The 25511-nt window shown below is 35.6% G+C and carries 25 protein-coding genes; 8 read left to right on the top strand and 17 right to left on the bottom strand.

Annotation, left to right across the window (positions count from 1 at the left end):
- Positions 1–17 precede the first annotated feature (17 nt).
- The 5 genes from BME96_RS04415 to BME96_RS04395 all read right to left on the bottom strand — a co-directional run bounded on the left by BME96_RS04415 (position 18) and on the right by BME96_RS04395 (position 4443).
- Positions 18–653, bottom strand: a complete 636-nt coding sequence (locus BME96_RS04415; RefSeq protein ID WP_071648411.1) for a response regulator transcription factor — start codon at positions 651–653, stop codon at positions 18–20.
- 14 nt (positions 654–667) lie between these two features.
- Positions 668–1705, bottom strand: coding sequence for a sensor histidine kinase (locus BME96_RS04410; protein WP_071648410.1), 1038 nt, complete (start codon positions 1703–1705; stop codon positions 668–670).
- An 11-nt stretch (positions 1706–1716) separates the two neighbouring features.
- The gene (gene liaF / locus BME96_RS04405; protein ID WP_019376185.1) at positions 1717–2463 is read right to left on the bottom strand and encodes a cell wall-active antibiotics response protein LiaF; all 747 of its coding nucleotides are present in this window, start codon (positions 2461–2463) and stop codon (positions 1717–1719) included.
- A 15-nt stretch (positions 2464–2478) separates the two neighbouring features.
- The gene (locus BME96_RS04400; protein ID WP_019376184.1) at positions 2479–3714 is read right to left on the bottom strand and encodes an MFS transporter; all 1236 of its coding nucleotides are present in this window, start codon (positions 3712–3714) and stop codon (positions 2479–2481) included.
- Positions 3715–3801: 87 nt separating this feature from the next.
- On the bottom strand, positions 3802–4443 hold the full coding sequence (locus BME96_RS04395; RefSeq protein WP_019376183.1) for a phosphatase PAP2 family protein: 642 nt from the start codon (positions 4441–4443) through the stop codon (positions 3802–3804).
- Positions 4444–4544: 101 nt separating this feature from the next.
- Here BME96_RS04395 and BME96_RS04390 point away from each other — a divergent pair, with 101 nt between their 5' ends.
- Positions 4545–4982 carry a ferritin-like domain-containing protein gene (locus tag BME96_RS04390; RefSeq protein WP_019376182.1) on the top strand — a complete coding sequence of 146 codons (438 nt, stop codon included), beginning with the start codon at positions 4545–4547 and terminating at the stop codon, positions 4980–4982.
- Between the two features lie 426 nt (positions 4983–5408).
- The gene (locus BME96_RS04385; RefSeq protein WP_071648409.1) at positions 5409–6578 is read left to right on the top strand and encodes a M20 family metallopeptidase; all 1170 of its coding nucleotides are present in this window, start codon (positions 5409–5411) and stop codon (positions 6576–6578) included.
- A gap of 688 nt (positions 6579–7266) precedes the next feature.
- On the opposite strand, the gene BME96_RS04380 is transcribed toward BME96_RS04385, so the two are convergent.
- Both BME96_RS04380 and BME96_RS04375 read right to left on the bottom strand, forming a co-directional pair.
- Positions 7267–8487, bottom strand: coding sequence for an ABC transporter permease (locus BME96_RS04380; RefSeq protein ID WP_071648408.1), 1221 nt, complete (start codon positions 8485–8487; stop codon positions 7267–7269).
- Entirely contained in the window at positions 8480–9226 is a 747-nt protein-coding gene (locus tag BME96_RS04375) for an ABC transporter ATP-binding protein (protein WP_019376179.1), read from the bottom strand. Before BME96_RS04375 ends, BME96_RS04380 begins: the two co-directional genes overlap by 8 nt.
- A gap of 578 nt (positions 9227–9804) precedes the next feature.
- Between BME96_RS04375 and BME96_RS04370 the strand changes: the two genes are divergently transcribed.
- The 3 genes from BME96_RS04370 to BME96_RS04360 all read left to right on the top strand — a co-directional run bounded on the left by BME96_RS04370 (position 9805) and on the right by BME96_RS04360 (position 11384).
- On the top strand, positions 9805–10236 hold the full coding sequence (locus BME96_RS04370; protein ID WP_071648407.1) for an HIT family protein: 432 nt from the start codon (positions 9805–9807) through the stop codon (positions 10234–10236).
- 133 nt (positions 10237–10369) lie between these two features.
- A complete protein-coding gene (locus BME96_RS04365) occupies positions 10370–10891 on the top strand; it encodes a tryptophan transporter (protein WP_071648406.1) in 522 nt (173 codons plus the stop codon).
- A 127-nt stretch (positions 10892–11018) separates the two neighbouring features.
- Positions 11019–11384, top strand: coding sequence for a YtxH domain-containing protein (locus tag BME96_RS04360; RefSeq protein WP_019376176.1), 366 nt, complete (start codon positions 11019–11021; stop codon positions 11382–11384).
- Between the two features lie 101 nt (positions 11385–11485).
- Here BME96_RS04360 and BME96_RS04355 read toward each other — a convergent pair whose 3' ends face one another.
- The 4 genes from BME96_RS04355 to BME96_RS04340 all read right to left on the bottom strand — a co-directional run bounded on the left by BME96_RS04355 (position 11486) and on the right by BME96_RS04340 (position 15574).
- Positions 11486–12421 carry a glycine betaine ABC transporter substrate-binding protein gene (locus tag BME96_RS04355; RefSeq protein ID WP_019376175.1) on the bottom strand — a complete coding sequence of 312 codons (936 nt, stop codon included), beginning with the start codon at positions 12419–12421 and terminating at the stop codon, positions 11486–11488.
- Between the two features lie 96 nt (positions 12422–12517).
- Positions 12518–13420, bottom strand: coding sequence for a glycine betaine ABC transporter substrate-binding protein (locus BME96_RS04350; protein WP_019376174.1), 903 nt, complete (start codon positions 13418–13420; stop codon positions 12518–12520).
- A 110-nt stretch (positions 13421–13530) separates the two neighbouring features.
- Positions 13531–14385: an ABC transporter permease gene (locus BME96_RS04345; RefSeq protein ID WP_019376173.1), complete on the bottom strand. Its 855-nt coding sequence runs from the start codon at positions 14383–14385 to the stop codon at positions 13531–13533.
- On the bottom strand, positions 14375–15574 hold the full coding sequence (locus tag BME96_RS04340) for a quaternary amine ABC transporter ATP-binding protein (RefSeq protein WP_019376172.1): 1200 nt from the start codon (positions 15572–15574) through the stop codon (positions 14375–14377). Before BME96_RS04340 ends, BME96_RS04345 begins: the two co-directional genes overlap by 11 nt.
- A gap of 348 nt (positions 15575–15922) precedes the next feature.
- Here BME96_RS04340 and BME96_RS04335 point away from each other — a divergent pair, with 348 nt between their 5' ends.
- On the top strand, positions 15923–16405 hold the full coding sequence (locus tag BME96_RS04335; protein ID WP_071648405.1) for a GbsR/MarR family transcriptional regulator: 483 nt from the start codon (positions 15923–15925) through the stop codon (positions 16403–16405).
- Positions 16406–16717: 312 nt separating this feature from the next.
- Here the strand turns inward: BME96_RS04335 and BME96_RS04330 are convergent, their stop codons facing one another.
- Complete coding sequence (locus BME96_RS04330) at positions 16718–17062, bottom strand: DUF1878 family protein (RefSeq protein WP_071648404.1); 345 nt, start codon at positions 17060–17062, stop codon at positions 16718–16720.
- A 169-nt stretch (positions 17063–17231) separates the two neighbouring features.
- On the opposite strand from BME96_RS04330, the gene BME96_RS04325 reads away from it, so the two are divergent.
- Both BME96_RS04325 and BME96_RS04315 read left to right on the top strand, forming a co-directional pair.
- Complete coding sequence (locus tag BME96_RS04325) at positions 17232–17780, top strand: DUF3267 domain-containing protein (RefSeq protein WP_019376169.1); 549 nt, start codon at positions 17232–17234, stop codon at positions 17778–17780.
- Positions 17781–18218: 438 nt separating this feature from the next.
- A complete protein-coding gene (locus BME96_RS04315) occupies positions 18219–19106 on the top strand; it encodes a peptidylprolyl isomerase (RefSeq protein WP_019376167.1) in 888 nt (295 codons plus the stop codon).
- 116 nt (positions 19107–19222) lie between these two features.
- On the opposite strand, the gene BME96_RS04310 is transcribed toward BME96_RS04315, so the two are convergent.
- The 5 genes from BME96_RS04310 to BME96_RS04290 form a co-directional block, all read right to left on the bottom strand.
- The gene (locus BME96_RS04310) at positions 19223–19420 is read right to left on the bottom strand and encodes a sporulation YhaL family protein (RefSeq protein ID WP_060681580.1); all 198 of its coding nucleotides are present in this window, start codon (positions 19418–19420) and stop codon (positions 19223–19225) included.
- 72 nt (positions 19421–19492) lie between these two features.
- Entirely contained in the window at positions 19493–20440 is a 948-nt protein-coding gene (yhaM, locus tag BME96_RS04305; RefSeq protein WP_060681578.1) for a 3'-5' exoribonuclease YhaM, read from the bottom strand.
- Between the two features lie 107 nt (positions 20441–20547).
- Positions 20548–21093, bottom strand: a complete 546-nt coding sequence (locus tag BME96_RS04300) for a GbsR/MarR family transcriptional regulator (RefSeq protein WP_019376164.1) — start codon at positions 21091–21093, stop codon at positions 20548–20550.
- 73 nt (positions 21094–21166) lie between these two features.
- Complete coding sequence (locus tag BME96_RS04295) at positions 21167–24109, bottom strand: ATP-binding protein (RefSeq protein WP_071648403.1); 2943 nt, start codon at positions 24107–24109, stop codon at positions 21167–21169.
- Positions 24110–24120: 11 nt separating this feature from the next.
- Positions 24121–25347, bottom strand: coding sequence for a metallophosphoesterase family protein (locus BME96_RS04290; protein ID WP_019376162.1), 1227 nt, complete (start codon positions 25345–25347; stop codon positions 24121–24123).
- Positions 25348–25511: the final 164 nt, after the last annotated feature.

The raw sequence follows: 25511 nt of genomic DNA, 5'->3' as shown, positions 1-25511 counted from the left end.
TTTGAGCTATATAAATATCAGCTGTCCCGGAACAACTTATTTTTATGTACATACACCGCAGCTTGTGTCCGATCATTGACAGCCAATTTCGATAGAATGTTACTTACATGCGTTTTCACTGTTTTAATCCCAATGTAGAGCTTCTCACTAATCTCTTGATTTGTCATCCCATTCCCTATACATAATAAGACTTCTAATTCCCTTTCAGTAAGGTCCTCATGTAACTTCTTGTCCTCACGCCGAAAACGGGTCATTACTTTCCCTGCTACTTTTGATTCAATTACGTTTTCTCCACGAGCTGCTTTTTTTATCGCATCCGCAATTTCTGTTGCTGAGGAGGTTTTTAATATGTAGCTAAATGCTCCTGCTTCCAAGGCCGGGAAAAGTTGTTCATCATCATAATAGCTAGTTAAAATTATAATTTTGCAAGCTGAATATTGCTCCATAACTTGTGCAGTAGCGTCAATTCCTGAGCCATTCTCCATCATTAGATCCATAAGAACCACGTCGGGCTTCTTCTGCAGAATTAAAGCCGCTCCGGCATTTCCACTTGCCGCCTGACCAATCACTTCAATTTCTTCATCCGTATTTAAATATGCAATAATACCCTTGCGAACGATTTCATGATCATCAACTACAATAACACGAACCATTTAACTTCCCCCTATCAGCATGGTATACGAATATCAATATATGTACCTTCTCCAGTGTTAGATCTAATTGTAAATGTTCCACCTAATTCTTCACTACGTTCCTTCATCGTTTTCAAGCCATAAGAAGTTTTTCTTTCCATATCTTGAGTTGAGTCAAACCCCTCCCCATCATCACGAATATGTACAAATAACTCGCTGGTCGGCTTAGAAAGACTAATCTCCACTTCAGAAGCATTTGCATGTCTCAATATGTTCGAAAGAGATTCCTGAATGATACGGAAAACATGCTCCTCTATCGTATCTGCCAATTGTAGGTCAGAAGGAATGTTCAACTTAAAAGCAATTGTACTTTTTTGCTTCAGTTCATCTACAAGCTTTTGAATACCAGTAGATAATGTATCACCAGATAAGTGAATAGGTCTCAAATGAAGTAACAGTGCTCGCATTTCTGCTTGGGATTGCAGCGCTGCTTTAGTCACTTCTACCATTTGTTCCTTTGCAAGGTTTGAATCTCTATCCATCTGTTTCACCGCTGCTTCTGCCATCATCGTTAATGCAAATAATTGCTGGCTTACCGCATCATGCAAATCTCGAGCTAGTCGTTGACGTTCTTCTATAACAGCAGCTTTATGGGCAGATTTTGCAAATTCAGCTTTCTCATCCGCACGCTGTCTTAAGGCTTTAACTTGATTTTGTAGTTTTTCACCTAATTCATTCATTTCATTCCCGATCCTGGCAAGTTCATCCTCTTCATTAAAATAAACCCGCGAAGTATAGCTTCCGTTTGCGAATCTGGTAATTAACACAGAAAGGTATTCCAGCCTCTCTTTCATATCACCACTTGATTTAAATCCTGCATAGAGCGATAGGATTGTTCCAATAACAATATATAAAGAGATAAAAAGAAAAATACCAGGCGCTGTCAACCATGCAGGTTCAAAAATGACATAGATTGATAAAAGAAGGGAGAGCAACGTTATACTTGTTAAAAACAAGCCATATAAATGAGAACGGATATAACTGTAACGAATGCTTGAAAAACGGTTAATCATCGCTCTACCCCCTATACATAGTCAATTCGAATCGATCCAGCTTTTAAATGAATTTGAAAATCTATTTTTCTTACAGCAGTATCATAGTTATTTGTCTCATACTGAAGTGAACGATTAATCCCTTCAACCGTCTGCCCTGCTACATAAACTTCTCCAGCCTTCACAGAGGCCTTCACACGAAAGTCGATATTTTCCGGCATGACGATATTCACATCTCCAGCTAACGACTGAATCGAAATGGGAATTTCCTTGTCCGGAATGAAAGCTTTAGTAAAGTCAAAATAAAAATCACCTGCCATTTGACTGAGGTTCATTGGCTCTACTTTCCAATTTTGATGATTAAATTCCTGGTTTCCAAAACTGAAATAGGAATCCCGCTGCTTTTTATTCTTCTTTTCATTTCCACTTGAGCCATGAACAAAGGTGCGTTTTTTACCTATTAATAAAAAGCCTGCATAGATAATCAGCAATGGCCAAAGATTTATAACATCACCAAACGAAAAGACAATAAGCTCAAGGCGATCAAGTAGAAGCAACCCACCAAAAATGATAAGAAAAGAGCCAAATATCCAGCTCCCCTCTCCTCTATTAAAATAGTCAATTACCCACTTTACACCTAACACGAGAAAGAAGATTGGATATATATAGCCCCACACGGTATAAAAATCAAAATTCACCATTCCCAAATTAGTAAGCACAAGCATAATACCTAATCCAATCAGGAAGATTGCCAGAAAATAACGTAGAATACTTTTCATTCTGTTCATCCTCTTCTATTGTCTTATTTTCAATAGTTGCTTATTTCGCAGATTATATAAAGCAATTAAGGTAATAATTATACCACTACAAACAATGATTGACTGAATCCCCACTCCTGCTGATATTAACAGAGAAGTAGCTACATAAGATACCGGGACTAATCCAGTAGAAACAGTCATTAATAAGCTCATTATTCTGCCGAGCATTTTCTTATCGGTCGTTTTCTGCAGCATAGTTATTAAAGGAATATTGACCAGTTGAAGAATAAACGCCATCATGGCAACTAGACCAGCTGTAAACAGCACTGAGCTGGAAAAACCAATAAAAGTAAAGAGGATGCCTAATACAATTAATCCGCTAACCATCACGTATCCAGGTTTCTTTAAGGTAATAGAAGCTAGAACTAATGCTCCAATTAACGCTCCTATCCCTAGTGAAGTCTCCACAGTCGCCAAGCTAACTGCACTTCCTATAAAGACATCCTTTACAATAATTGGTATCCCCATAGACAACGGACCAGAAAAGAAAAAGTTTAAAATAAAGCCCAAAAATACAATGGACATAATAATTTCATTATTGCGAGCGTACACAAATCCTGCTTTTAAATCCTGCCACGGTGAATGAACCTCTTCCTTATCATCATCCTTTTCCAATCGAATAAGCAGAACTGTAATAGAGGCTAGGAATAAAAACAAGAATGCGGCGATAAATACTCCTTTGAACCCTAATACCGCTATCAATGTACCTCCTAGAGCAGGACCAAGAATTGGGCTAATTTGACTTGTCATTTGAATGAATGAATTACCTCGCTGCAACTGTTCCTCTTCCAAAATCATTGGCGTTAAGGAGTTAAGAACCGGATAACTGAAAGCATCCGAAATCCCAAAACAAGCTGCCAGTATTATTAGATGCCAAGCCGTAACCATATCAGCAAAAAGAAGAACTACTAATACTAATATAAGTAGTGCACGAGTCATATCGGATAAAAATAGTATCAACCTTTTATTAAAGCGATCAGCAACAACTCCCCCAACAGTTAGCAATAATAACCTTGGTATGGAGGCAGCAATAAAAAGCATACCAAAATAAAAACGATTATCATTTAAAGTTAACATCAACCACTCTGCCCCAATTAAATATACATAATATCCTGGAGAAGAAAATAACGCACCAATAAAGAGAAATAAAAAATTACGATTTTTAAATAGAGACGATTTTCCTTTTGTTATATCATTTACCGTTGCATCCATAAGATGGCCCCCTCATATTATTCTATATTCAGTCTACCTTGGTTTTTTAATAAGAATAACCACCTTAAGCATGCTTTTTCCTCCGCCCTAAGACCGAGACCTCCTCTTCGCGATTGCCTCGTAGATATAGATCAGAGCGATCAGACAAAGGTAGCCAATAATGAAACCGGCAACCACATCTGTCAGATAGTGAACGTTTATCACATACCGACTCATCCCTATAAGGAAAATCAATATTGCCAACGAACTATGAACAACTATTTTACCTCTTTTTGTTTTTAACAGTGCTGCAATAAAATAGGCTAAGAGGCCATAACACACAATGGAAATCATAGCATGACCAGAAGGGAAACTGTGCCCCTCCGCATTGGCTGCAATTAAAATGCTAGGCCTTTCTCTTTCAACTAGCCCTTTAATCAACTGATTTAATAAATGAGTACCAAGTGTGCCACCAGCAAAAATAATAGGAGGAAGCCAATCATAATATTTCCACCATAAAAACAAAGCAATGATAATAACAAATGGAATTAAGAACGTACTGGACCCCAATTCTGTTAACCAACGCGCAATCGTATAGAGCACTGTTTCATCCATTTGCGCAACAAGATCTCTTGTCCATTGATCAACATAAGGAACAGACCCATTTAATATTTTCACTACCCATACTGCTATCATAGCGAGAAGCAGAACCATAAAGATAAACAAAATGTATTTTCTCTTTGACACCATTTAAATCCCTCCATCTGATATATTACCCGACTTCATGTTTCAAAAAAACAAAAGAGGGAAACATTATTATATACACAAAATAATTAAAGGTGGGATACAGAATGGATAAAGACTTACAGGAATTAATTGATGGTTTAAATGAAGATCTTGCTCATGAGTATGGTGCAGCAATTCAGTACACATACAGTGCTTCTGTGGTTTCAGGACTATATCGTTCTGCACTAAAACCTTTTTTTGAAGCAGAAATTAATGATGAATTAGGACATGCACTTTACTTATCAGAAAAAATTAAATCTCTTGGTGGCACTCCTACAACCAAGTCTGCTGATGTGCCACAGCCTTCAGATGTAAAAGATCTGCTGGAAGCTACATTAAAAGCCGAATCAGATACCATTGATCGTTATGAAAAACGAAAAAAACAAGCAGAAAATCTTGGGTATACAGAGTTAGTAGTGAAGTTGGAAGACCTAATTTCTGATGAAACACATCATAAGGAAGAAGTTCAACGTCTATTAGCAGATCCAAGACTTTCTCAATAAATCGATAAAGGGTGCCTATAATGGCATCCTTTTTTTGTTCTAATACATATGATTAGAATAACCACTGATTCGCAGTTCCTTCTTACTATGAATGTACGAGATAACGTTTTTACCCAAACATTTGCACTAGAATCTTTTTTGTTTTAAAAATAACACTAAGACACTTCTTCTCCACGTTGTATTTGTCGACCTGTTAATCTTTCTTGAAACATAGCTTAATAACATTAGGCATTCTTCCTAAAACAAACAAATTGCCCTTTTAATGAAAAATATCATTCTAAGAAGAATAGTGGCAATTGTTCCCACTGCACAATTTAATGCCAATACTTCTATCTCTTCCTGCATTATGTTAGAAAAAATAACATCATTTTATATTCTTAAATGTTATAATAATTAGAAAGTAAAGTCTAGAGGAGGTTTTTATTTTTGTTAAAAGAAATACATACACTGATAGACCAGCATTATGATGAAATGGTGGAAATACGCAGATACTTGCATCAACATCCAGAGCTTTCCTTTCATGAAACAGAAACAGCTAAATATATTGCCAGCTTTTATGATGAGCTTGGCATTCCATACGAGACAAAGGTTGGCGGTAATGGAGTCATTGCTACATTAAAAGGTGGTAAACCTGGTAAGACAATTGCATTACGTGCAGATTTTGATGCTTTACCTATTCAAGATGAAAAGGATGTACCTTATAAATCAAAAGTGCCGGGCGTGATGCACGCTTGTGGACATGACGGGCATACTTCGACCTTGCTTGTACTTGCAAAAGTAATGAAAAGTTTCCAAGAAGATTTACCAGGCACTATTGTCTTTCTACATCAACATGCAGAAGAATATGCGCCAGGTGGTGCCAAACCTATTGTGGATTCAGGTGCTATTGATCATGTAGACGCTATATTTGGCACCCATTTATGGGCAACCACCCCTTTGGGAGTTATGCAAACCTCCAAGGATGTATTTATGGCTGGTGCAGATCGTTTCGAAATAACTATTCAAGGACAAGGTGGACATGGTGCCTATCCTCATGAAACAAAGGATGCTATAGTTATTGGATCACAGCTTGTTAGTCAATTACAACAAATTGTAAGTAGAAGGCTGGATCCTTTGCAAACTGCAGTTGTAACTGTAGGGGTATTTGAAGCAGGAGAAACATTTAACGTTATTGCAGATAAAGCAAGGTTAATTGGAACGGTGCGATATCTTGATATAGAAATACAGAAAGAAATTATTCATGAAATGGAAAAGATTATTAAAGGAGTTTGCCTTAGTCATGAAGCAGATTATAAATTTAATTATGAAAATGGATATCCCCCGTTAGTTAACCATGCGAAGGAAGCAGAAGTCGTGTTGGAAGCAAGTAAACAAGTAAAGGAAATCCATACAGCCGAAGAAGTTATCCCAGTAATGGGTGGAGAAGATTTTGCTTACTATACAATGAAGAAACCTGGAGCCTATTTCTTTACAGGTGCTCATAAAGAAGGAAATCCCTATCCGCATCATCACCCAAAATTTGATATTGACGAACGTGCTCTTCCTATCGCTGCCAAAACGCTGATCGAGGCGTATTTTGCATATCAATCGCAATAAAAATAAGAAAGAGGTTCTACTGCAAATGTTGGGGTACAAACGTATTTAGTTATTTCATAGTTGGAGGAAAATACAACGTAACTTTATTAATGAAAAGCTCAGTGAAATATTTGAGGAGAAGTGCCCCATTGATTTGCGTTTCAAGCGGACGCTTTCCACTCCAATCAATTTGTATGAGCTTTAATATTTCACATGCAAAGTGGGCTTTTCACTTGTCTTTGACGATGTTAATCGAGCTTTTTACACCTAACACTAAAGTCATTCATTGCTAAAAAAGCAAAACTAAGCGGAGGAAAATACGAAGACTTCTGGGGGAGATAAGGCATAGGTGAGACCCCGGAATGCGTTAGCATGAGGAGGCTCATCAGCCGCCCCCGAAAAGCGCAGTATTTTCCGTAGCGATGGTAAAAACAGACTCAATATTTAAGCGAGCTTTTCAGCATACCATAACAAAGTTACTTCGCAGTATATCCATTTTCCGTATTATTGAATAACCCCAATATATATTAGAACTGAAAAAGAAGTAAAACATATAAGTAAAAAGCCGAACTGTACACTGAATAAATAGTATCAGTTCGGCTTTTCATGTTTTTGTCCGCTCGTGCAAGACTTAACGATTAGGGTAACTTACTGCAATTATTTGTCTCTACGAAATATTGTTTCGTTTAACTTCTTCCCAACTATACGATTATTGTTTCGCCGCTAATTTTCCACTGACATAGCCATTAATAAACAAGTAATTGAAAAGAGTTCCTCCTATTAATGTCACAAAAAACCCAATATAAGCTTGCATAATTAAAAATAACAGGGAAAATAAAACAGTTTGAATAAAGCCCAGCTGAAATAACAATTTTACGATTGCTTTTTTACGTAGACTTTCTTCAACCGGGTATAATTCAGGCCATATGATTGTTCGGTGATGCTGATACAATGACATCATCTGGAAACTGCTCAAATACAAAAATAATATTGCAAAAAGAATTTTCATCCACAGATTCGGAATATAGTATATAAATAAACCACCTATAACAAGTAGTCTGAAATACATTCCCATATAGTCTCCACTACGCACAAAAGTAATACGATATAAATAATCAAATGTATTTTTTTGTGTAAAAGGAACCTTGCTAACTAACAAAACAAGCCATTGTCTTTTTTTAATTGGTGTTTTTATATGTGGAACATCTGCAAACATATTGGCCAAGCGGTAAAATGTCTGCATTCTGTTCTGATCTTTTTGTACTAAAAGATCCCACAAGACACCTGCATGTTTTTTTGACAAGCTGTAATCATAAAAGAAGACAATAATAAACAGCAGTGTAGCAATACCCGCTAAAATCATATTGCCATTGATGAGGAAATAAAAAACTGCCATATTCAATAGTACACGAACAAATAAATCTAATTGTCTCATCTGAGGTTCTCTAACCTTCAACATCCACCAGTTTGCAAGTAAATTCCATATCTTAAAAATAAGTAACACAACAAAAGTTAGTAAGTAAAACGTGATGTCACGATCAGTATATGTTGCAAAGTATAATGGGCCAAATGCCGCAGTTATGAGAAGAACAAGATAGAGTTGAATAACAAAGCTGTATATGAGCGCATTTCGAAAATAAGCTTGCATCTTATTCTCTGCAGCGATTAAAAAAACGAGATCTGGCTCTTTTAACAATGTACGCACAGGACTATAACTTACTATTCCTCCAAAAACGATTCCCATTAGAAGTGCAGTGGGGAAATTTGCAGGAAGCTGTGTAAGTGCCTGCTGGTAGTAATAGGCAAGTGCTGAAACGAAAAAAAGCATAGCAAAAGCGATATGGCCGTTAAATATATAACGTAAATAACGACTTGTTTCTTTTAAATGTACAGAAAAACGTTTCATAAAAAATGTGTGTGAATCAAACATGATGATCTTCTTCTTTCGTTAATTGGACATATATATCATCCAGTGTCGCTTTTGGCATATTAAAGCTTTCCTGTAGCTCGTGCAAAGTTCCCATTGCACGGATTTCCCCATCGTGAAGAATAACAAAACGATCACAATAACGTTCTGCTGTAGCTAATATGTGTGTGGACATTAAGACACCTGCACCTTTGTCTTTCATTTCCCCCATTAATTGCAGGTAGGATTGAATCCCAAGTGGGTCAAGGCCAACAAAAGGCTCATCAACAATGTATAAAGATGGTTCGATTAAAAATGCACACATGATCATTACCTTTTGACGCATCCCCTTAGAGAAATGAACCGGAAACCATTTTAACTTTTTCTCCATACGAAATTCTTTTAAAAGTGGTTGTAATCTTTGCTCAAATACGTCCTCTGGAATATCGTAAGCCATTGCAGTAAGCTGCAAATGTTCATACAAAGTCAACTCATCATATAGGATCGGCATTTCAGGAATATAGGCAAATTGATTTCGATAAGTTGAAGGGTTTTCGGAAAAAGTTTTGCCTTTTATGGAAACAGAGCCCTTTTTTGCATGCATTAGCCCAATAATGTGTTTAATTGTTGTACTCTTTCCGGCTCCATTCAACCCAATTAAACCTACTATTTCATTTGGTTTCACTTCAAACGATATACCGTGCAGTACATTTTTATGTGTATATCCACCATGTAATTTATCAATATGTAACAATGCTTCCACAATATTTCCTCCTCCATAATTACGTATAATTTTATCATTACTTAAGAATAAAGCCAAAACAAACTATGTAAGTAATTATGACAAAATTTTTCTCTTTTATATGTATAAATACAATTTTCGAGAACAAACTAGATAATGAAGATCAGGGGATGAACATTTCGTGTTAACCACAAATGAGGTGTTAGCGATCGAGCAACTAATGTAATTAATTTCGTGTAAAAAATACACAAAATGAGGTGTTAGTGATCGGTACTCTAATATAAGATTTGTGAAAACAACACAAATGAGGTGTTTCCGAAAGATAATCTAATGAAATAAAACCCTTTTGCCAGAACTCATCTCTCCGTAAGGGATGCTGACAAAAAGGTTTTTGTAATCAAATGTTAAGTGGCCAATGCGATTTAACGATTGTATTACGAGTCCCCGCGTTAGTATTATCATTCCCCTGTTCTTCTTAAAGCAGGCCAGTTCATCTAATGGACTGGTCCTGTTTATTTTGACTTTCCACCATCTTCCTAGATACAATATAGATAAGTATAATTAGACATATAAACAATAAAATAAGGAGTGGTGAATGGATGGCTCATGAAGATTGCATTTTTTGTAAGATATTAAATGGTGATATTCCTTCCGCAAAAGTATATGAAGATGAACACGTTTACGCATTTTTGGATATCAGTCAAGTAACAAAGGGACATACATTGGTAATTCCTAAACAGCATACGAAAAATATCTATGAAACACCTCCAGAAGTTGCAAAGGAACTTTTTGCTCGTATACCTCAAATTGCAAACGCGATCAAAAACGTGTATAAACCCGTAGGTATGAATTTATTAAATAATAATGAGGCACCAGCTGATCAATCCGTTTTTCACTTACATATTCACATCATTCCAAGATACGGAGAAGATGACGGTTACTCATCTAATTGGACAGTCCATGCTGATGATTACACATCCGGTGAGTTACAAAAAATTGCTGAGGAAATTCACTCGGCTATTGAACAATAAACATGTATCTGAAAATTTAGTACTTTTTATTTAGAAGAATATTTGTTATAATAAATGTACGTTTCCGCAGCTGACAACAGTGTACAGTTGGGATTCTAATAGCACAGAAGAGCTGAGAAGAGGAGAGGTATAAATGAATACGAGGATTATGGTAATTTTGTCACTGTTTGTAGGGATAGGTGCTGTATTGCACGCAGTTGTTCCGCCAATTTTATTTGGGGTCAAGCCAGATATGCTTCTGTCGATGATGTTTTTAGGTATCATTTTGTTTCCTAAACCAAAGTATGTTGCACTACTGGCAATTGTAACAGGTGTTATTTCTGCACTAACCACTTCAGCACCCGGTGGACAAATTGCTAATCTGATTGACAAACCTATAACAGCATTTGTATTTTTAGCATTGTTTTTATTGGTAAAGAATAGAGTTAATATTAACCTCACCGCGCCGGCATTAACCGCTATAGGCACAATGGTTAGTGGAGCAGTGTTTTTAAGTGTAGCTTTGTTTATTGTTAACCTTATGAATGGTGGGTTTATAGCACTATTTTTGACAGTTGTACTCCCAGCAGCAGCTTTAAATACAATTATTATGCTTGTGGTTCATCCAATTGTCCAAAGTATAATGAAGCGATCCCAGCCAATTACAGTTACATGAAATAGTTAAAATTAAATCCTCTGGCATGGGTATGTCAGAGGATTTTTTTAAGATACATGTTTGCATGTTTGATCATGGTAAAATAAGTGAAAAAGATTTACGAAGCGTTAGAAAGGAGAGAGATGGTATGGCAAATGGAAAGTCATTGTTATTAGGACTCATGGTTGGAGGTGCTATTAGTGCAGCTGCGACTCTTCTTACTACGCCGTCATCAGGAAAAGATTTACGCGGCCGTGTAAAAGATCAGGGTTTTGAATGGAAAGACATGATAGCAAATCTTAAACAGGATGGGTTACGTTTAAAAGAGCAACTTACAGAAACCTCTAAAGAAGGTGCTGCTTTAATTAAAGAATTGACACAGGAAATGAAAAAATCTGTAGAAGAGTGGAAGCAAACAGTAGAACCACATCAGGAAAACATCCATCAGTATTTAGAACAAATTGAAACAAGCCTTAAGGACCTTGAAGAAAAAGTAAAAAGCCAACAGGCCTAAGTTATTAAGTTGTACTGTTCGTGTAATAGAACATAATAAAGTTAAAACTATATACTTTATTAACTAAAAAAGCTGCCGATTCAACGGCAGCTTTTTTTATATTAGTTTGCTGGTTCTAGATCTTCTATAGATTCAATATCCATATAGGATGGAACAACAAGACCTATTTTTGCTCCTTCTAGATTCGCACCTAGATCATCAAATTGGTCACTATATTTATCATAAAAATCTTTATGTGTGATTGGCATCCAGGCTGCAAGTGTCGCATCACCGTCTCCATTCGCAATAGATTCAAATACTACTGCAACATCTACAGGAGTAACAGTTACATCATAGCCAAGCTGCTCTAATGCAATCTTAACCACATTGGAAGAAGCTCTTTCTGAGTCCCATGGAGTAGATACGAGCTCAATAGACTTCCCATCTACTTCTTCGACTCCATTTTTCCATTCATCGACCCTATCTTGATTCTCTTCCACCCAACGTTCTGCCGCAACTGCCACTTCTTCATCATTTTCCTTTGCATCATACATGATACCTTCCATATCCTCTACCTTCCAGTTAAATTGGTCAAGTAGCTTATATGCATTTGGCATATCTTCTTTAAGTCCATTTCTAGTTAATGTCTTAATAACTTCCTTCCCACCATAAATACCTTTTGGATCTTCTAAGTATTTCATATCAGGATACTTTGCAAACGTCCAATGTGGGTTCCAGCCAGTTATTATAATTGGTTCCTCATTTTCCATTGCTTTATCAAGCTCGGATGCCATAGCTGCAGTGGAAGAATAATTAGCAGTCCATCCTTTTAAAGAATCATATTCTTCAATTGCTTTATCAGTAGTTACACTGATACCAGCTCCTGGCTCAATTCCGGTAATCGTATAGTTTACTTCTTCACTATAGTTCGTTTCTTCATTTGAGTCAGCCCCATCATTGCTGGCACTATCTTTTTCATCTGAACCACAAGCAGACAAAACAAATAGAAAGGCAATGCTTATTATAATAAATGTTAATTTCCAACTATTTTTTATCATCTAATTCACTCCACTCCTTTTACCTTATGTAAGTAAGACAAGGCCGGATAAATGATAGTTTCGTTTACCCGGCCTTGAAATTTTATACCATGTTTATTATTCAGCTGCTTTTACCCACTCATCAACCTTATCCTGGTTATCTTTAATCCAATTTGCAGCAGCTTCTTCAGGATCTGTTCCATTTTGGATATCTAGCATAACACTTTCAATATCAGCCGGCTCCCAATGGAACGCATCCAAGATCTTATAAGCCTTTGGCATATCTTCTTTTAAGTCTTTACGTACCATTGTTTTAATTTCTTCTGCTTCGCCATAAACTCCTTTTGGATCTTCCAAGTATTTAAGGTCATACTTTTGGAATTTCCAGTGTGGAGACCAACCAGTAACTACAATGTCTTCCTCATTTTCAACAGCTTCACCTAAAGCAGTTGCCATTGCACCACTAGAAGATGTTTTAACTTCCCAGTCAGCTAAATTATCATACTCTTCAGTTGCTTTCTCAGTTGCTTTCACGACTCCTGCACCTGGTTCAATTCCAGTAATTGTTTTGTCTGCTTCATCACTAAGATCTTCGATTGAACTTACATCCATATACTCAGGCACAACCATACCTATTTTAGCACCTTCCAAGTTTGCTCCAAGATCTTCTAAATCAGATTTATGTTGTTCATATAGATCACCATGAGTACCAGGTAACCATGCTGCAACCATTCCATCTGTTTCATTGTTTGCTACAGATTGCCACATAACCGCATTATCAAGCGGTGTGATCGTTACGTCAAATCCTTCATCTTCCAGTACTTGCTTTACCACATTGGTGGAAGCTACTTCTGTATCCCATTCCACATAAGCTAGTTCAATTTCTTTATTTTTTTCATCAGATGAACCACTATCAGCAGAATCCTCTGACCCTTCTCCATCCGATCCGCATCCTGCTGCTACTAATGATAAAGACAATCCAGCAGCAATACCGAGTTTTTTCCAGTCAAATTTAAACATTACTAATTACTCCCCTTCGATATTTTTTATAGAATCTTTTAATTAATAGGTGTGAGTTTTCTTTTAATATTGAGCACTCTTATTTCAACCATTTAATTAAAAGTTATTCATTAATTTTTTTTGGAATTTGCTGTTTGTGTAAATCGATCAATAATAATTGCCAGAATTACTATTCCAATCCCAGCGACAAATCCTGAACCTACTTGTGCACGTTGTAAGGCAGAAAGAACCTCTCGCCCTAAACCTGGCGCTCCAATCATGGACGCAATAACCACCATGGAAAGTGCAAGCATAACTGTTTGGTTTATACCGGCCATAATTGTTTGTTTTGCCATAGGTAGTTCAACTTTAAATAACTTTTGTGAACCAGTACTTCCAAATGCGTCTGATGCTTCTACCAATTCACGAGATACCTGCCGTATACCCAAGTTAGTAAATCTTACAGTTGGTGGTGTTGCAAAAATCAGTGATGCAAAAACTCCTGGTACCATACCAATACCAAAGAATGCTACAGCTGGAATCAAATAAACAAACGCAGGCATTGTCTGCATAAAATCTAAAATTGGTGTAATAATTGCTTCAGCTATTTTAGATTTCGACATAAGAATACCTACAGGCACACCAACAATCACTGATAAAATACTTGATAATAGCACCAGTGTAAAGGTGCTCATTAATTGTTCCCATAGACCCTGGTTATAAATTAACCAGAGACCTACAACACTAAATGCAGCTAAACCAAACTTCTTTCCAGTCAGGAAAAACGCCAGAAGTGCAACAATGATGATAATAATTACAGGAGGTATAACACTTAACGTTTCTGAGGTCCACTCCATCAAACTTCCGAAATGTTCCTTAATTGGTTCAAATAAAAAGGAAAAAGTTTCTGTAATCCTGTCCGTAAGCTTTTCTGTTCCCTCAGCAATAGCTATCTCTGGGATAAAGTCCAACATATTATTCAGCATCTAAATTCACCTCGCCATCCTGAGAAAGTGCCGCTATAACAGCACCGCGCACAATAATCCCTACTAACTTTCCATCTTCTACAACAGCTACTGGAATAGGTGAATCGTGAATAATACTAAAGATATCATTCATGGAGGTATCTTTTTCTACTCGCGGTATGTCATTCTTTAGAATCTCTTTTAAACTCGTTATTTCTTTTTTCCGAGCTTCTGAAGCATCATCTGCAGTTATATAGCCTTTAAGATTTCTTTGACTATCAATGACGTACATACTGGACAAACCTTCTTCTCTCATTCGCTCCAAAGCTACTCTTGGACCGTGTTTATCCAAATTAACAGTTTCAGGCCTTTTCATAATGTGCTGTGCAGTTAATACCTTGGAACGATCTACGTCCTCAACGAACTTTTCAACATAATCATTTGCAGGGTTTACTAAGATTTCCTCCGGTGTACCAATTTGTACAATTGAACCATCTTTCATCAAAGCGATCCGATCACCTAATCGAAGAGCTTCATCCAGATCATGTGTAATAAAAACAATTGTTTTTTTCATGGTAGACTGTAAGTCAATTAACTCATCCTGCATTTCTTTTCGTATGAGTGGGTCTAATGCTGAGAATGCTTCATCCATTAGCAGTACTTCCGGATCGTTCGCTAATGCACGAGCTAGACCAACTCGTTGTTGCATTCCACCCGAAAGCTGGCCGGGAGTCTGATGAATGTATTCTCCTAAACCAACCATTTCAAGTGCTTCTTTTGCCTTTTTTTCCCTTTCTTCCTTGGCTACATTTTGAATTTCTAACCCAAACTCTGCATTTTGCAAGATTGTTCTGTGTGGAAATAGAGCAAATTTTTGAAATACCATACTTAACTTCTCTCTACGCACGTTCCTTAAGGATTTCTTATCCATCGTTGCCAGATCTTGCTCATCTATTAGGATATTTCCCTCTGTTGGTTCTATAAGACGGTTTAATAAGCGTACCAACGTGGACTTCCCACTTCCAGAGAGCCCCATAATAACGAAAATTTCCCCTGCCTCTACGGAAAATGAGGCACGATTTACGCCAACTGTATTACCTGTTTCTTTTAAAATATCTTCTTTTGAATATCCTTTATCTAGTAATTTTAATGCTTGCTTTGGGTTTTTCCCAAACACCTTAGATAAATTCTTGGCTTCAATAACCGGCAAAACTTTCACCTCTCTTTTTTTGTTATCTATGCGAATAGCACTACTACTTTTTCATCAGTATTAACACGTAATATGTTAATCACAGGATATATTTCGTAGATTCATAGATGATATGTAAGCGAACATCCATAGAATGTACTATATAACTATAAATGATTTATATGAACTGCACAAACTTTAAATTCTATTGATTTTGTTTATAAATTACGTACAGTTTATACTGTACGTACTAAATTCGGCATATACTTTAAATAACTCTTATTTTCTCCCAAATACTACCTATTTACCTGTTTTTAAAAGTTATTCTTTTAGTGTAACCTTGAAATATCAACGTTTTAGGGGGATTATATGAAGGATTCTCAACTTGAAGAAGTAATGAATAAGATGATAATAGAATTTTCAAAGACGCTTGAGTTATTTGGTTTAACCCCTCTTGAATCCCGTCTTTTTGTTTATTTATATCTTACGGATGACCCACTCACTTTGGATGAGATGAGCGAGGCACTTGGTAAAAGCAAAACCTCCATGAGCACAAGTATACGCAGTCTTTTTGACTTAAATCTGGTTACTCGAGTATGGAAAAAAGGGGTGAGGAAGGACTTATACGAAGCTAACTCTCATTTATACAAATCATTTTCTACCATTTATATTAGTAAGTGGCTGGATTCAACAAATCATCATAAGGATACGCTTATGGAAATTCGGCATGAGATTGATTCACCAAAAAAAGCGACCATTAGTAAGGAAAAAGAAAAGCTTAATAAAAAACTTGATGAAATTATAAATTTTCATGTGCAAATCGAGGGGCTTTTTAACAATATGAAGCAATAATAAGGAATGTTGGAATGAGGAAGTTGGTTTCCAGCAAAATTTGTACACCTATTATAAACATTAATAATAACTTCCAATTACATTAATTTATTGCATTTATACATCCTCAATGAAAAGAACAGGCGCCTTGCTTCTCCCTACATGGTTAAGCATTATTCATAATAGCGATCTTTTATTGCTTAATATCTTGAAGTGGGCCGGTGGAGCTAGATATTGTCATGTACATCTATGAACAGTGTAAAGCCAAAAGGGTTCATATTTTATTGCCCAGTAAAAAACGAAGATGACCTCCTTGATTAAGTAAAAAGATGGTCATCTTCGTTTATATTTGTTTTCTTCCTGTTGAATAATTTTTATAAATTCATTCACTAGGTCCTTATATATTCCCTCTTGACTTAAAGCATAAATAGTCTCTGTTGGTTCCAATTTTTCATTTAGCATTCCTGCAAATTGAATAAGTAAAGAACTAAAATCAAGCAGACCCTCTTCTCTCTGACTATGATAAATAACATCTAAATCTTCCAACAGTTTAATTAATTCTGTATACTCCGGATTCGTTATATTTCTTTCCATAATCAACCTTGTAAACGGATATTTTCTCATATCAATTATTCTTGAAATCAGGCTAAGATGGAATTCCGCCAACCCCTTGTACATCAACTAATAGCCCCCTTTTTCTTTCCTATTTTTAAGCCCTTCATTTTTTATATAAAATACTTTAAAAAATCTTTATAAAAAAGTTTATAAAAAACTATTGATTTTTTAATGTAATCATACTATCATTCATATGGATTAAACATCAGAGAATGAAATGGAGGGGTCAAAAATGAACTGCTGGAAATCAATTAATCTTACAAAAGAATTTGGAACAAACCGAATAAATATTGTCTCATTTTTGATCGGTCTGTTGTCGTTTATATTTCTCTATGTACCAATCTCGATTATTCAAGGTAGTACCCATGTAAATGATATAGGTCTATTTCCCCTTTTAGTAGGGTTGATTGTCTTACCAACCATTCACTCGTTTATGCATATTTTACCATTGTTTTTTATGAATAAGCGATTAAAAATTATAAATAAACGAAAAAAAACAATTTTACCTGTTTTTACCTATTATACGAAATTGCATTTAACAAAGAAAGTTTCACTGCTTGTCGCAATTACGCCGACTATCTTTGTTACTGTGCCAGGCATTGTCGCTAGCTATATATTTAAAGATTATTCCGTTTATATTTTGTTATTTACTGCAGCCCATATTGGAATTTCTTTTATAGACTATCTTTATATGATTCATATTATTAAAGCACCAAAGGAAGCATATATTGAAAACAGTGCCGATGGTTTTGATATTTTAATAAAAGCTCCTCACCCATAAGGATCTGGTCCATTAAACCAGATCCTTTTTCTTATTTAACAGAAAATATTTATCAAATACTGTTCATCATCCTAATCTTTTGATAAAGTTAAAAATATACTGTGTAATCATAAAGAGATAATGTAGACAGAAGGGGGTTTTCTTATCTTTATACTTTTTCTTTTCTATGCAATGATTATTTTATTTATATTTAATGCATTAACTCATAAATTTTGTGTAAAAATGGAACTGGAGACGTTAAAGCAGAATAAGGTCTTTCGAGTAATTAATGTAATGGTAGTCGTACTTCTTGTATGCTCATATGTTCGTGTTCTGAACGCAATGATATAGCATGGATAAGACGACCTTAAAAGTAACATAGGACTATGTTTTTCACACCATAATATGGTATATTTATCAATAGCATATTACATATGCAATATGATTAGGAGTGTTTAGATGAAAAAATTAGTAATCGCTGTAACATTAACAGCAGGAGTGTTTTCATTAGCAGCATGCAGCTCTGATGGATCAGATTCAAAAACAGTCGTAGAAACTAGTGCAGGAAATATATCCAAAGAAGATTTTTATCAAGAATTAAAAGAAAGAAATGGGGAAAATGTACTTCAGGAAATGGTTACTGTTAAAGTACTGGAGGACAAGTATGACGTTAGTGATAAAGAAGTCGACAAAGAACTGAAAAAAATGAAGGATCAACTAGGCGACCAATTTGAAATGGCACTTCAACAACAAGGGTTTAAGGATGAAGACCAATTTAAAGAAGTATTACGTGTCTCCTTATTACAAGAGAAGGCACTTGCTGATGGTGTAGATATTAGTGAAAAAGAAATGAAAGAAAAATATGATCGTATGAAAACAGAGTTAAAAGCACAGCATATTCTCGTAGAAGATGAAGAAACTGCCAAAGAAGTAAAGAAGAAGCTTGATGATGGTGGAGATTTCGCTAAGCTTGCAAAGGAATACTCTACAGATGGTTCTGCTGAAAATGGCGGAGATTTAGGATGGTTCTCTACTGGCCAAATGGTTCCTAAATTTGAAGATGCTGTATACAGCATGGAAAAAGGGGAAGTAAGTGATCCAGTTAAGACAGAACACGGTTACCATATTATTAAGCTAAATGACAAACGAGAAAAAGAAGATTCAGTTGGCGAATACAAAGATGTAAAAGATGATATTCGTCGCCAGATTCTTAACGAAAAAGTAGATCCAACTAAAGCACAAGAGAAAATTAATAAGTTAATTGATGATGCTAAAGTAGATGTAAAAATCGATGAGTTTGAAGGCATGTTCGATAAAGAAGAAGAAAAAGAAGAAGCAAAGGGTTAATTACATGAAATGGGCTGATACATATCGTATCAGCCCTATTTTATAAAATTTGTCATCGTCTTAAACATATACGACACTATGAATGTTAAGGCTCAAAAAAAATAGAATACCTTCATTCACCCATGCATTTGTTGCTTATTGTCATGCTTAGCTTCCATTTCAGCCTTCATTCGGTCCATATATATTTTTCCTTCTTTTTCAATAAACTGTTGCTCTAGTCGCTTTTCCGCTTGCATGGCCCGAAATGCCATAACCCCACAGAAAAAAATTAAACCAATCATGATAAAAACCCACCAAGGTATCCCCAGCAACATTCTTTAGCCTCCCTTGTCCATATCTCTATTTGATGTATATGAACAAGTTATCAATAAAATACCAACTGTCTCTTATTTCTGTTCAAATATAGGCTTATAAAACGATCGATTATCCATTGCAAACATCCGCTCGGTGAACTCTCCAGGTTTCACTTTACTTAATGCACGATTCATCATATTTAATTTTGCATCCATTAAATCGATCAAATGTAAGACTTCCGCTTCTCTTACCAATGGTGGCTTAGGGCTTCCCCATTCAGCTTTTCCATGATGAGATAAGATTAGATGTTGTAAAATTGTTACCTCTTCACCTTCAATTTGCAAATCTTTAGCCATCAAGCCTATTTCTTCCACCATCATTGGTATATGACCAAGCAGCTTGCCTTCCAATGTATAGCTGGTCGTTACAATACCAGAGAGCTCCTTCAGCTTACCTAAATCGTGTAAAATAATCCCAGCATATAGCAAGTCTTTATTCATCTCAGGATAAAGCTTGTGCAATTCCCTGGCGATTGCAAGCATACTTACGATATGATGTGCCAATCCAGATACATATTCATGATGATTTTTGGTCGCTGCAGGATACACTAATAAATCTTCTTGATATTTTCTTATGAAAGCTCTGACAAGCCGTTGCAAAGTGGGATTTTGCATTTCGAAAATGGCCTCTGTTAGTTTCTCAGTTAATTCTTCTTTTTCTATCGGTGCTTTTTCCACAAAATCAGATACATGAACATCATCTGTTGGTTGGGAGGGACGAAAAGAAAGTATTTTTAATTGAGCCTTCCCTCGAAACTGATTTATTTCCCCAGCCAGCTTTATAATTTGCTCAGGCACACATACAATTTCATCTTCCTTCGTAGTATCCCATAGTTTTGCTTCTATCTCTCCTGTCTTATCACGTAGCATAAGTGTTAAGAAAGGTTTTCCATTACTGGTTACTCCTTTTATTACATCTTTAATTAACATATATCCTTCAAAAGACTCGCCGATAGCTGTTGTTCCAATGCCTTTAATCATATCGTTTCCTCCCCCTAGTAAAAAAAGCGCAAGCTGTTAAAAAGAAAACTGACTCTAAAACAGGCTAACCATAGCCATATTTTAAATGTCAGTTCTTTGGTGTCTATTTATTTCTTAGGTATATAGTCAAATATTTTACCTGACTCAATTACCTGGATGAAAGTCATTAACCATTCGTAATAATTTTTCGCATACTCCAGTCGATCTATATCGGACTTTATTTTTTCTTTTAAGTCTTCATTATCAGTTTTACTTATTATCTGTTCCAATTCAGCAATTGTTTCATCTGCTTCTTCTATATTCGTTTCGGTGTATTGGCGCCAACGGTTACCAAATAATGAAGTAAATGATTTGTACCAATCTTCTTCAGAACGGTATAAGTCTTTCCTTATCCCTTTTTTAAACGTTGATTCAACCATTTTCATATCAGATAATGTCCGAACCCCTGTTGACATACTCGTTTTACTCATTTCAAGTGCGTCTCTCATATCATCCAATGTCATTGGATTATCTGAAAAATAAAGCACACCATAAAGTCTGCCTACAGAAGAAGTGATGCCATATAAATTCATGTTTTTAGCTATCACCTGAATAAACTTCTCTATTGTCTCATCATACTTTTCCCATTCTTTTAAGTCTTTTTCCTCTGGCAATGGATGTCCCTCCACCTGCAATTATAATCTGCAAATAGTTTATCATTATTTGTGAATTTATGCGAATAGTATTTTACAACCGGATAATGTTTTCATTTTCAAAAAATTCCACCACATTCTTTTTACATGTAAAAAGAAGTACTTGATGTTTACTTGCAATATTTTTTATAATTTCTGATATTCTTTCCGCCCGCTCTGTATCAAAGTGAATAAACGCGTCATCCATAATTATTGGTAACTTAAATTCATTACTCATTACTTCACTTACCGCGAAACGAAGAGAAATATATAATTGATCTACTGTACCTTTGGATAACTCACTCACATCAAAATGAATATCATCATGTGTAACTACATAAAATGCCTGCCCAACTCCTGGAGGATGAACACTCTTATAACGGCCATCTGTTAAAAAACCGAAATAGTAAATCGTTTGTTGGATTACTTTAGATAAGTAAGTATCACGATAATTTCTCTTAGTTTCTGATAACATTTCTTTGGCTGTCTTTAGAACTGCCCATTCCTTTGCAAGCTCATTTAAGCGATCCTTTTTCATCTCAAATTGATGCAATTTATAGGAGTGAGTTTCCGACGTTTCCATCTGCAAAATTTCTGCGCGTATATTGGCTAATTCCTGACGTTCCTTCTCTACATTTTTTTGCAATTCAATTTCCTCTGTTTTAATCTGCTGAGCTCTGCTGGCTAATTCCTCTTCCTGCCAATCTACATTATGTTTCTCCTCTTGGTCATCAAAAAAGTTGTTGAGCTGCCTTACTAATGTAGCCTTTTTCTTCTCTAATTCTAGCTTTTCCTGAACCTGTCTTGCTTTAAAGTAATACGAATCTTCTGTATCTACTTGCGCCACTTCATACAGTTGTCTTATTTCAGTTTCATAAGGATTTAGCTTTTCTTTTACAGCAAGTTGTTGTTCTGTATTTTCACGTATTTGCTGCCTATACTGCTTGATTTTATCTAAATTAGAGTTGTAATCCGTGGTGAAAAGCTCTAATTCCCTCAGTTGCTCTTGAATGTTCTTCTGGGTCCATTCCCTATTTTCTGTTGCTGAAAACTGATTTAATTCAAGTTGAATTTTTTCCTTTTTTTCTTCAAGAAGCTTGATATTCTCTTTTGTTTCCAAAGCTTCTTGACTCAATGTAACGATATGTTTTAGGTTATGGTATAATTCTGGCCAATAATCTATCTCCACATGCAAAAGAAAAGGATAAAGATCAATTTGTTGTTTTATTCTACCTTCCAAAACATTGTATGCATCTATGTGAATTTTATTTTTTTCATTCCATTTCATCAATTTCAATTTAATTGATTTTAACGTTTCTTCCAAAGCAGCTATATCTTTTTTCGTACTTTCATAAGAAGCTAGTAAATTTTCTGCTTCTTTTCTTTCTTCATCCTCTATACCTATATTGGTTGTTTGTATTTCCTCCATACCGATTATTTTTTCCATTCCATCCAGATAACGGTGGAGCAATACTCTTTGTAGTAACCCAATAATTAAGAACGTTATCGTTCCAACATAAAAAATCGAGCTATCTGCTAACATAGCAACTAATCCTAGGATAAGAGCTACGATTATACTCCCCCATAATCCTAAAGACGCGTATTTTTCCTTCTTCTTTCTTTCTTCTTCCCACTTTATCTTCTTTTTAGCTGATTGCATGGAAAGTCGCTTAATAAGTTCATTTTCTGTAGATAATCGTAGCTTTTCTTTAATTTTGCTTACATGGTGAGGGTCCAGCAATTGATCTTCCAGCTCACCAATTTGATTCATCGTATACATACGTTGATTTGTTAACTCTTTTTGTTCTTGTTGCAGTTGTATCGATTCTTTTTCTAAATCACCAGAAGATATTTTTATTTGGTTCCAATTTTTTTCAGTATGGAAGGGAAGATGCAATCTTTCTACATCTTCCATACTTATACCAATGTTTAACTGGTTAATTTCCATTTTAAAACGATTTTGTAGTTTGTTCAGCTGACTTTGCCAATTTTCCTTTTCTCTAACGAAAGAGATGTAATCGTCTTTTAACTTTAATAATTGAACTGCCTCATTATATTTTTCTTCAGCTGGAAGCTGTTCTTGTAATATAGTAATTCTATTTTCATAGGTCTTTTCATTGGCAACAAGAAAAGAAAGTTCACTTCGGAGCGGAAGAATTTCGCTTTTCAGTTTTTCATAACGAGTTAATCCATCCTCAGGAAACGGAAGCGAATTGGGAAACTCACCAAGCTTTTCTCTCAGTTCACTGTATTGCTTCATAACTGGCAGTGCTTGTTGTTTTCTTTCCATTTCTAGTCGCTCATTATATAATTGTTTTGCTTGCTCCTCCATTGTTCGAATATCCTGAGATAATTTATCTGACTCCAAATTTTTGTTCTGATATATCTTCTCCTCTGATGCGGATTGACGCACTTCTTTATGCAATAATGCCAACTGATCCAGCTCTTGGTTAATTAGTGGTTTTTTGCCATATGGTTTGAACAGGTCACTAATTTTATTCTCTAGCATCTTTTCGACAGAATGAATAGCTGTTGAGCCAGTTAAACCAATTCCAAGCAACACTTCTCCCAAATCATCTTCCTTCATGTTCCGGAAATCATTTAAATCATTAGCAGAAAATGAAAAAATAGATTGATATGTAGCATAGGATATACCTTGTAATGTTTCCGTCAGCCATTCTTCATCATATTGTGACCCGTCTTCTGTATAACAAAGTGCTGATCCATTGCGTACTCCGTCAAATCGTTCAATGGTAAATCTTCCTGTATGCTTAGCCTCTATCGTAAGCCGACCTCCTAAAGCCCCACTTGTTTTAGGACGATAGAAATTACGTTGTTTTGGAGGCATTCCAAATAACATGAACAAAATGAAAAGATGTAAAGTAGATTTTCCTGATTCATTCTGTCCGTACAGACAATTAACGCCTTCATTGTAGAAATCAAATGACTCATCCACCCATTTACCAAACCCATTTATAGTTGCACTTATAAATTTCATTATTTATCACCTCATTTCCGATGAAGTTCATTTATAACTAATTCCAATGCTTCCTGTTTAATCGTCTCTTCTTCTTCTTTACTTAAGACTTCCAAGTATCTACGTGCCTTTTTTTGTAAATATAATTCTCCGACGGAAGTTTTTACTGGAAAGTTCTCTCCTTGATGGACTAATTCTTCTGTAAAAGGGTCTCCTGTATATGAATTCATAGCATTGAACGGAGTATTAATTTTCATTTCATATTTATAGATATAGAACCAATTATGCTTCACTGTTGCTGGCTCATTAACTAATTCTATAACCTCATCAATCAAACTTTCCCTGGTCCATTCTTTATGAATTTCATTTGTACTTAAAAGTGTAAGCTCCAAAAGAGAAGGTACATCACTACTAATTTGTTCTATTTTAGTTTGAAGTTTTTTTTCCAACTCAAAAATATCGTTACAATCATCAACATCTACCATAATGGAGGTGAATTTGATTGCCTGTAATGGAAGAAAAGTCATTTCCACATCATTTTCTGTCAATATAACGTGATAACATCCCTTTTCACCCGTTTCCTTTCGGTGGCGCCCTTGGGTATTACCTGAGTAGACGACTGGGGGATCTTCTTTTAGGATCTGTCTCTTATGAATATGACCAAGTGCCCAATAATGAAAGTTTCTTCTTTCCAATTCACTTAACTGGAAAGGGGCATAGTGATCATGCTCCGTGTTATTTTGAATACTGCCATGAAGCATACCAATATGAAACGGGATTGTGTCATCCTTTATTTCATACTCGGAAACTTTATTTTGAAGGACTGCTCTGTTTTCATAACTGAATCCATATATAGCCGCTAGCTCTTCATCATTTTTTGTATAAGTAAAATGACTAACTCTTTCTTCTGGAAAAATGTAAACATTAGATGGATAGGCAACAGGGTGGATATTTCCTTTTATGTAATCATGGTTTCCATAGGACATATAGACATTTATATGATATGCTTCCAATTTTTCAAATGCCCGCTTCAACCTAACTTGTGCTTTCAGGCTTTGTCGCTCATTATCAAACAAATCTCCAGTGATTAAAACAAAATCAACCTGCTTTCTAATCGCTGCATCTACAAGATGCTCCAGCGCATGAAAGGTACTCTCTCTGATTTGTTCAAAAATAGCTGAAGGGGTGTAAGACAGGCCTTTATAGGGGCTATCTAAATGCAAATCTGCGGCATGAATAAAAGAAATTTGCTTAACCAAGGTCAATCCTCCTTTTCGTATATTTCGTATGTTTATTTTACCAAAAACAAGACACGAATGCACGTTCGCTGAATAAACGACTCAGAAAGGATATGTTCTTCTGCAAATATTGAGGTCTAAAGGTATTTTGTGCTTCAACCCCCACATATATAGCAGAACTATAG

Origin of the sequence: Virgibacillus halodenitrificans (assembly GCF_001878675.1) — a bacterium.
GTDB classification, from domain to species: domain Bacteria; phylum Bacillota; class Bacilli; order Bacillales; family Amphibacillaceae; genus Virgibacillus_Q; species Virgibacillus_Q halodenitrificans.
The sequence above is the reverse complement of the archived record's forward strand: the minus strand, read 5'-3'. Positions and strand labels throughout refer to the sequence as shown.

Excerpts from the sequence above, each read along its gene's own strand:
- BME96_RS04415 (WP_071648411.1), bottom strand. The coding sequence starts at position 653 with ATGGTTCGTGTTATTGTAGTTGATGATCATGAAATCGTTCGCAAGGGT.
- BME96_RS04410 (WP_071648410.1), bottom strand. The coding sequence starts at position 1,705 with ATGATTAACCGTTTTTCAAGCATTCGTTACAGTTATATCCGTTCTCAT.
- liaF (WP_019376185.1), bottom strand. The coding sequence starts at position 2,463 with ATGAAAAGTATTCTACGTTATTTTCTGGCAATCTTCCTGATTGGATTA.
- BME96_RS04400 (WP_019376184.1), bottom strand. The coding sequence starts at position 3,714 with ATGGATGCAACGGTAAATGATATAACAAAAGGAAAATCGTCTCTATTT.
- BME96_RS04395 (WP_019376183.1), bottom strand. The coding sequence starts at position 4,443 with ATGGTGTCAAAGAGAAAATACATTTTGTTTATCTTTATGGTTCTGCTT.
- BME96_RS04390 (WP_019376182.1), top strand. The coding sequence starts at position 4,545 with ATGGATAAAGACTTACAGGAATTAATTGATGGTTTAAATGAAGATCTT.
- BME96_RS04380 (WP_071648408.1), bottom strand. The coding sequence starts at position 8,487 with ATGTTTGATTCACACACATTTTTTATGAAACGTTTTTCTGTACATTTA.
- BME96_RS04370 (WP_071648407.1), top strand. The coding sequence starts at position 9,805 with ATGGCTCATGAAGATTGCATTTTTTGTAAGATATTAAATGGTGATATT.
- BME96_RS04365 (WP_071648406.1), top strand. The coding sequence starts at position 10,370 with ATGAATACGAGGATTATGGTAATTTTGTCACTGTTTGTAGGGATAGGT.
- BME96_RS04360 (WP_019376176.1), top strand. The coding sequence starts at position 11,019 with ATGGCAAATGGAAAGTCATTGTTATTAGGACTCATGGTTGGAGGTGCT.
- BME96_RS04355 (WP_019376175.1), bottom strand. The coding sequence starts at position 12,421 with ATGATAAAAAATAGTTGGAAATTAACATTTATTATAATAAGCATTGCC.
- BME96_RS04350 (WP_019376174.1), bottom strand. The coding sequence starts at position 13,420 with ATGTTTAAATTTGACTGGAAAAAACTCGGTATTGCTGCTGGATTGTCT.
- BME96_RS04345 (WP_019376173.1), bottom strand. The coding sequence starts at position 14,385 with ATGCTGAATAATATGTTGGACTTTATCCCAGAGATAGCTATTGCTGAG.
- BME96_RS04335 (WP_071648405.1), top strand. The coding sequence starts at position 15,923 with ATGAAGGATTCTCAACTTGAAGAAGTAATGAATAAGATGATAATAGAA.
- BME96_RS04330 (WP_071648404.1), bottom strand. The coding sequence starts at position 17,062 with ATGTACAAGGGGTTGGCGGAATTCCATCTTAGCCTGATTTCAAGAATA.
- BME96_RS04325 (WP_019376169.1), top strand. The coding sequence starts at position 17,232 with ATGAACTGCTGGAAATCAATTAATCTTACAAAAGAATTTGGAACAAAC.
- BME96_RS04315 (WP_019376167.1), top strand. The coding sequence starts at position 18,219 with ATGAAAAAATTAGTAATCGCTGTAACATTAACAGCAGGAGTGTTTTCA.
- BME96_RS04310 (WP_060681580.1), bottom strand. The coding sequence starts at position 19,420 with ATGTTGCTGGGGATACCTTGGTGGGTTTTTATCATGATTGGTTTAATT.
- yhaM (WP_060681578.1), bottom strand. The coding sequence starts at position 20,440 with ATGATTAAAGGCATTGGAACAACAGCTATCGGCGAGTCTTTTGAAGGA.
- BME96_RS04295 (WP_071648403.1), bottom strand. The coding sequence starts at position 24,109 with ATGAAATTTATAAGTGCAACTATAAATGGGTTTGGTAAATGGGTGGAT.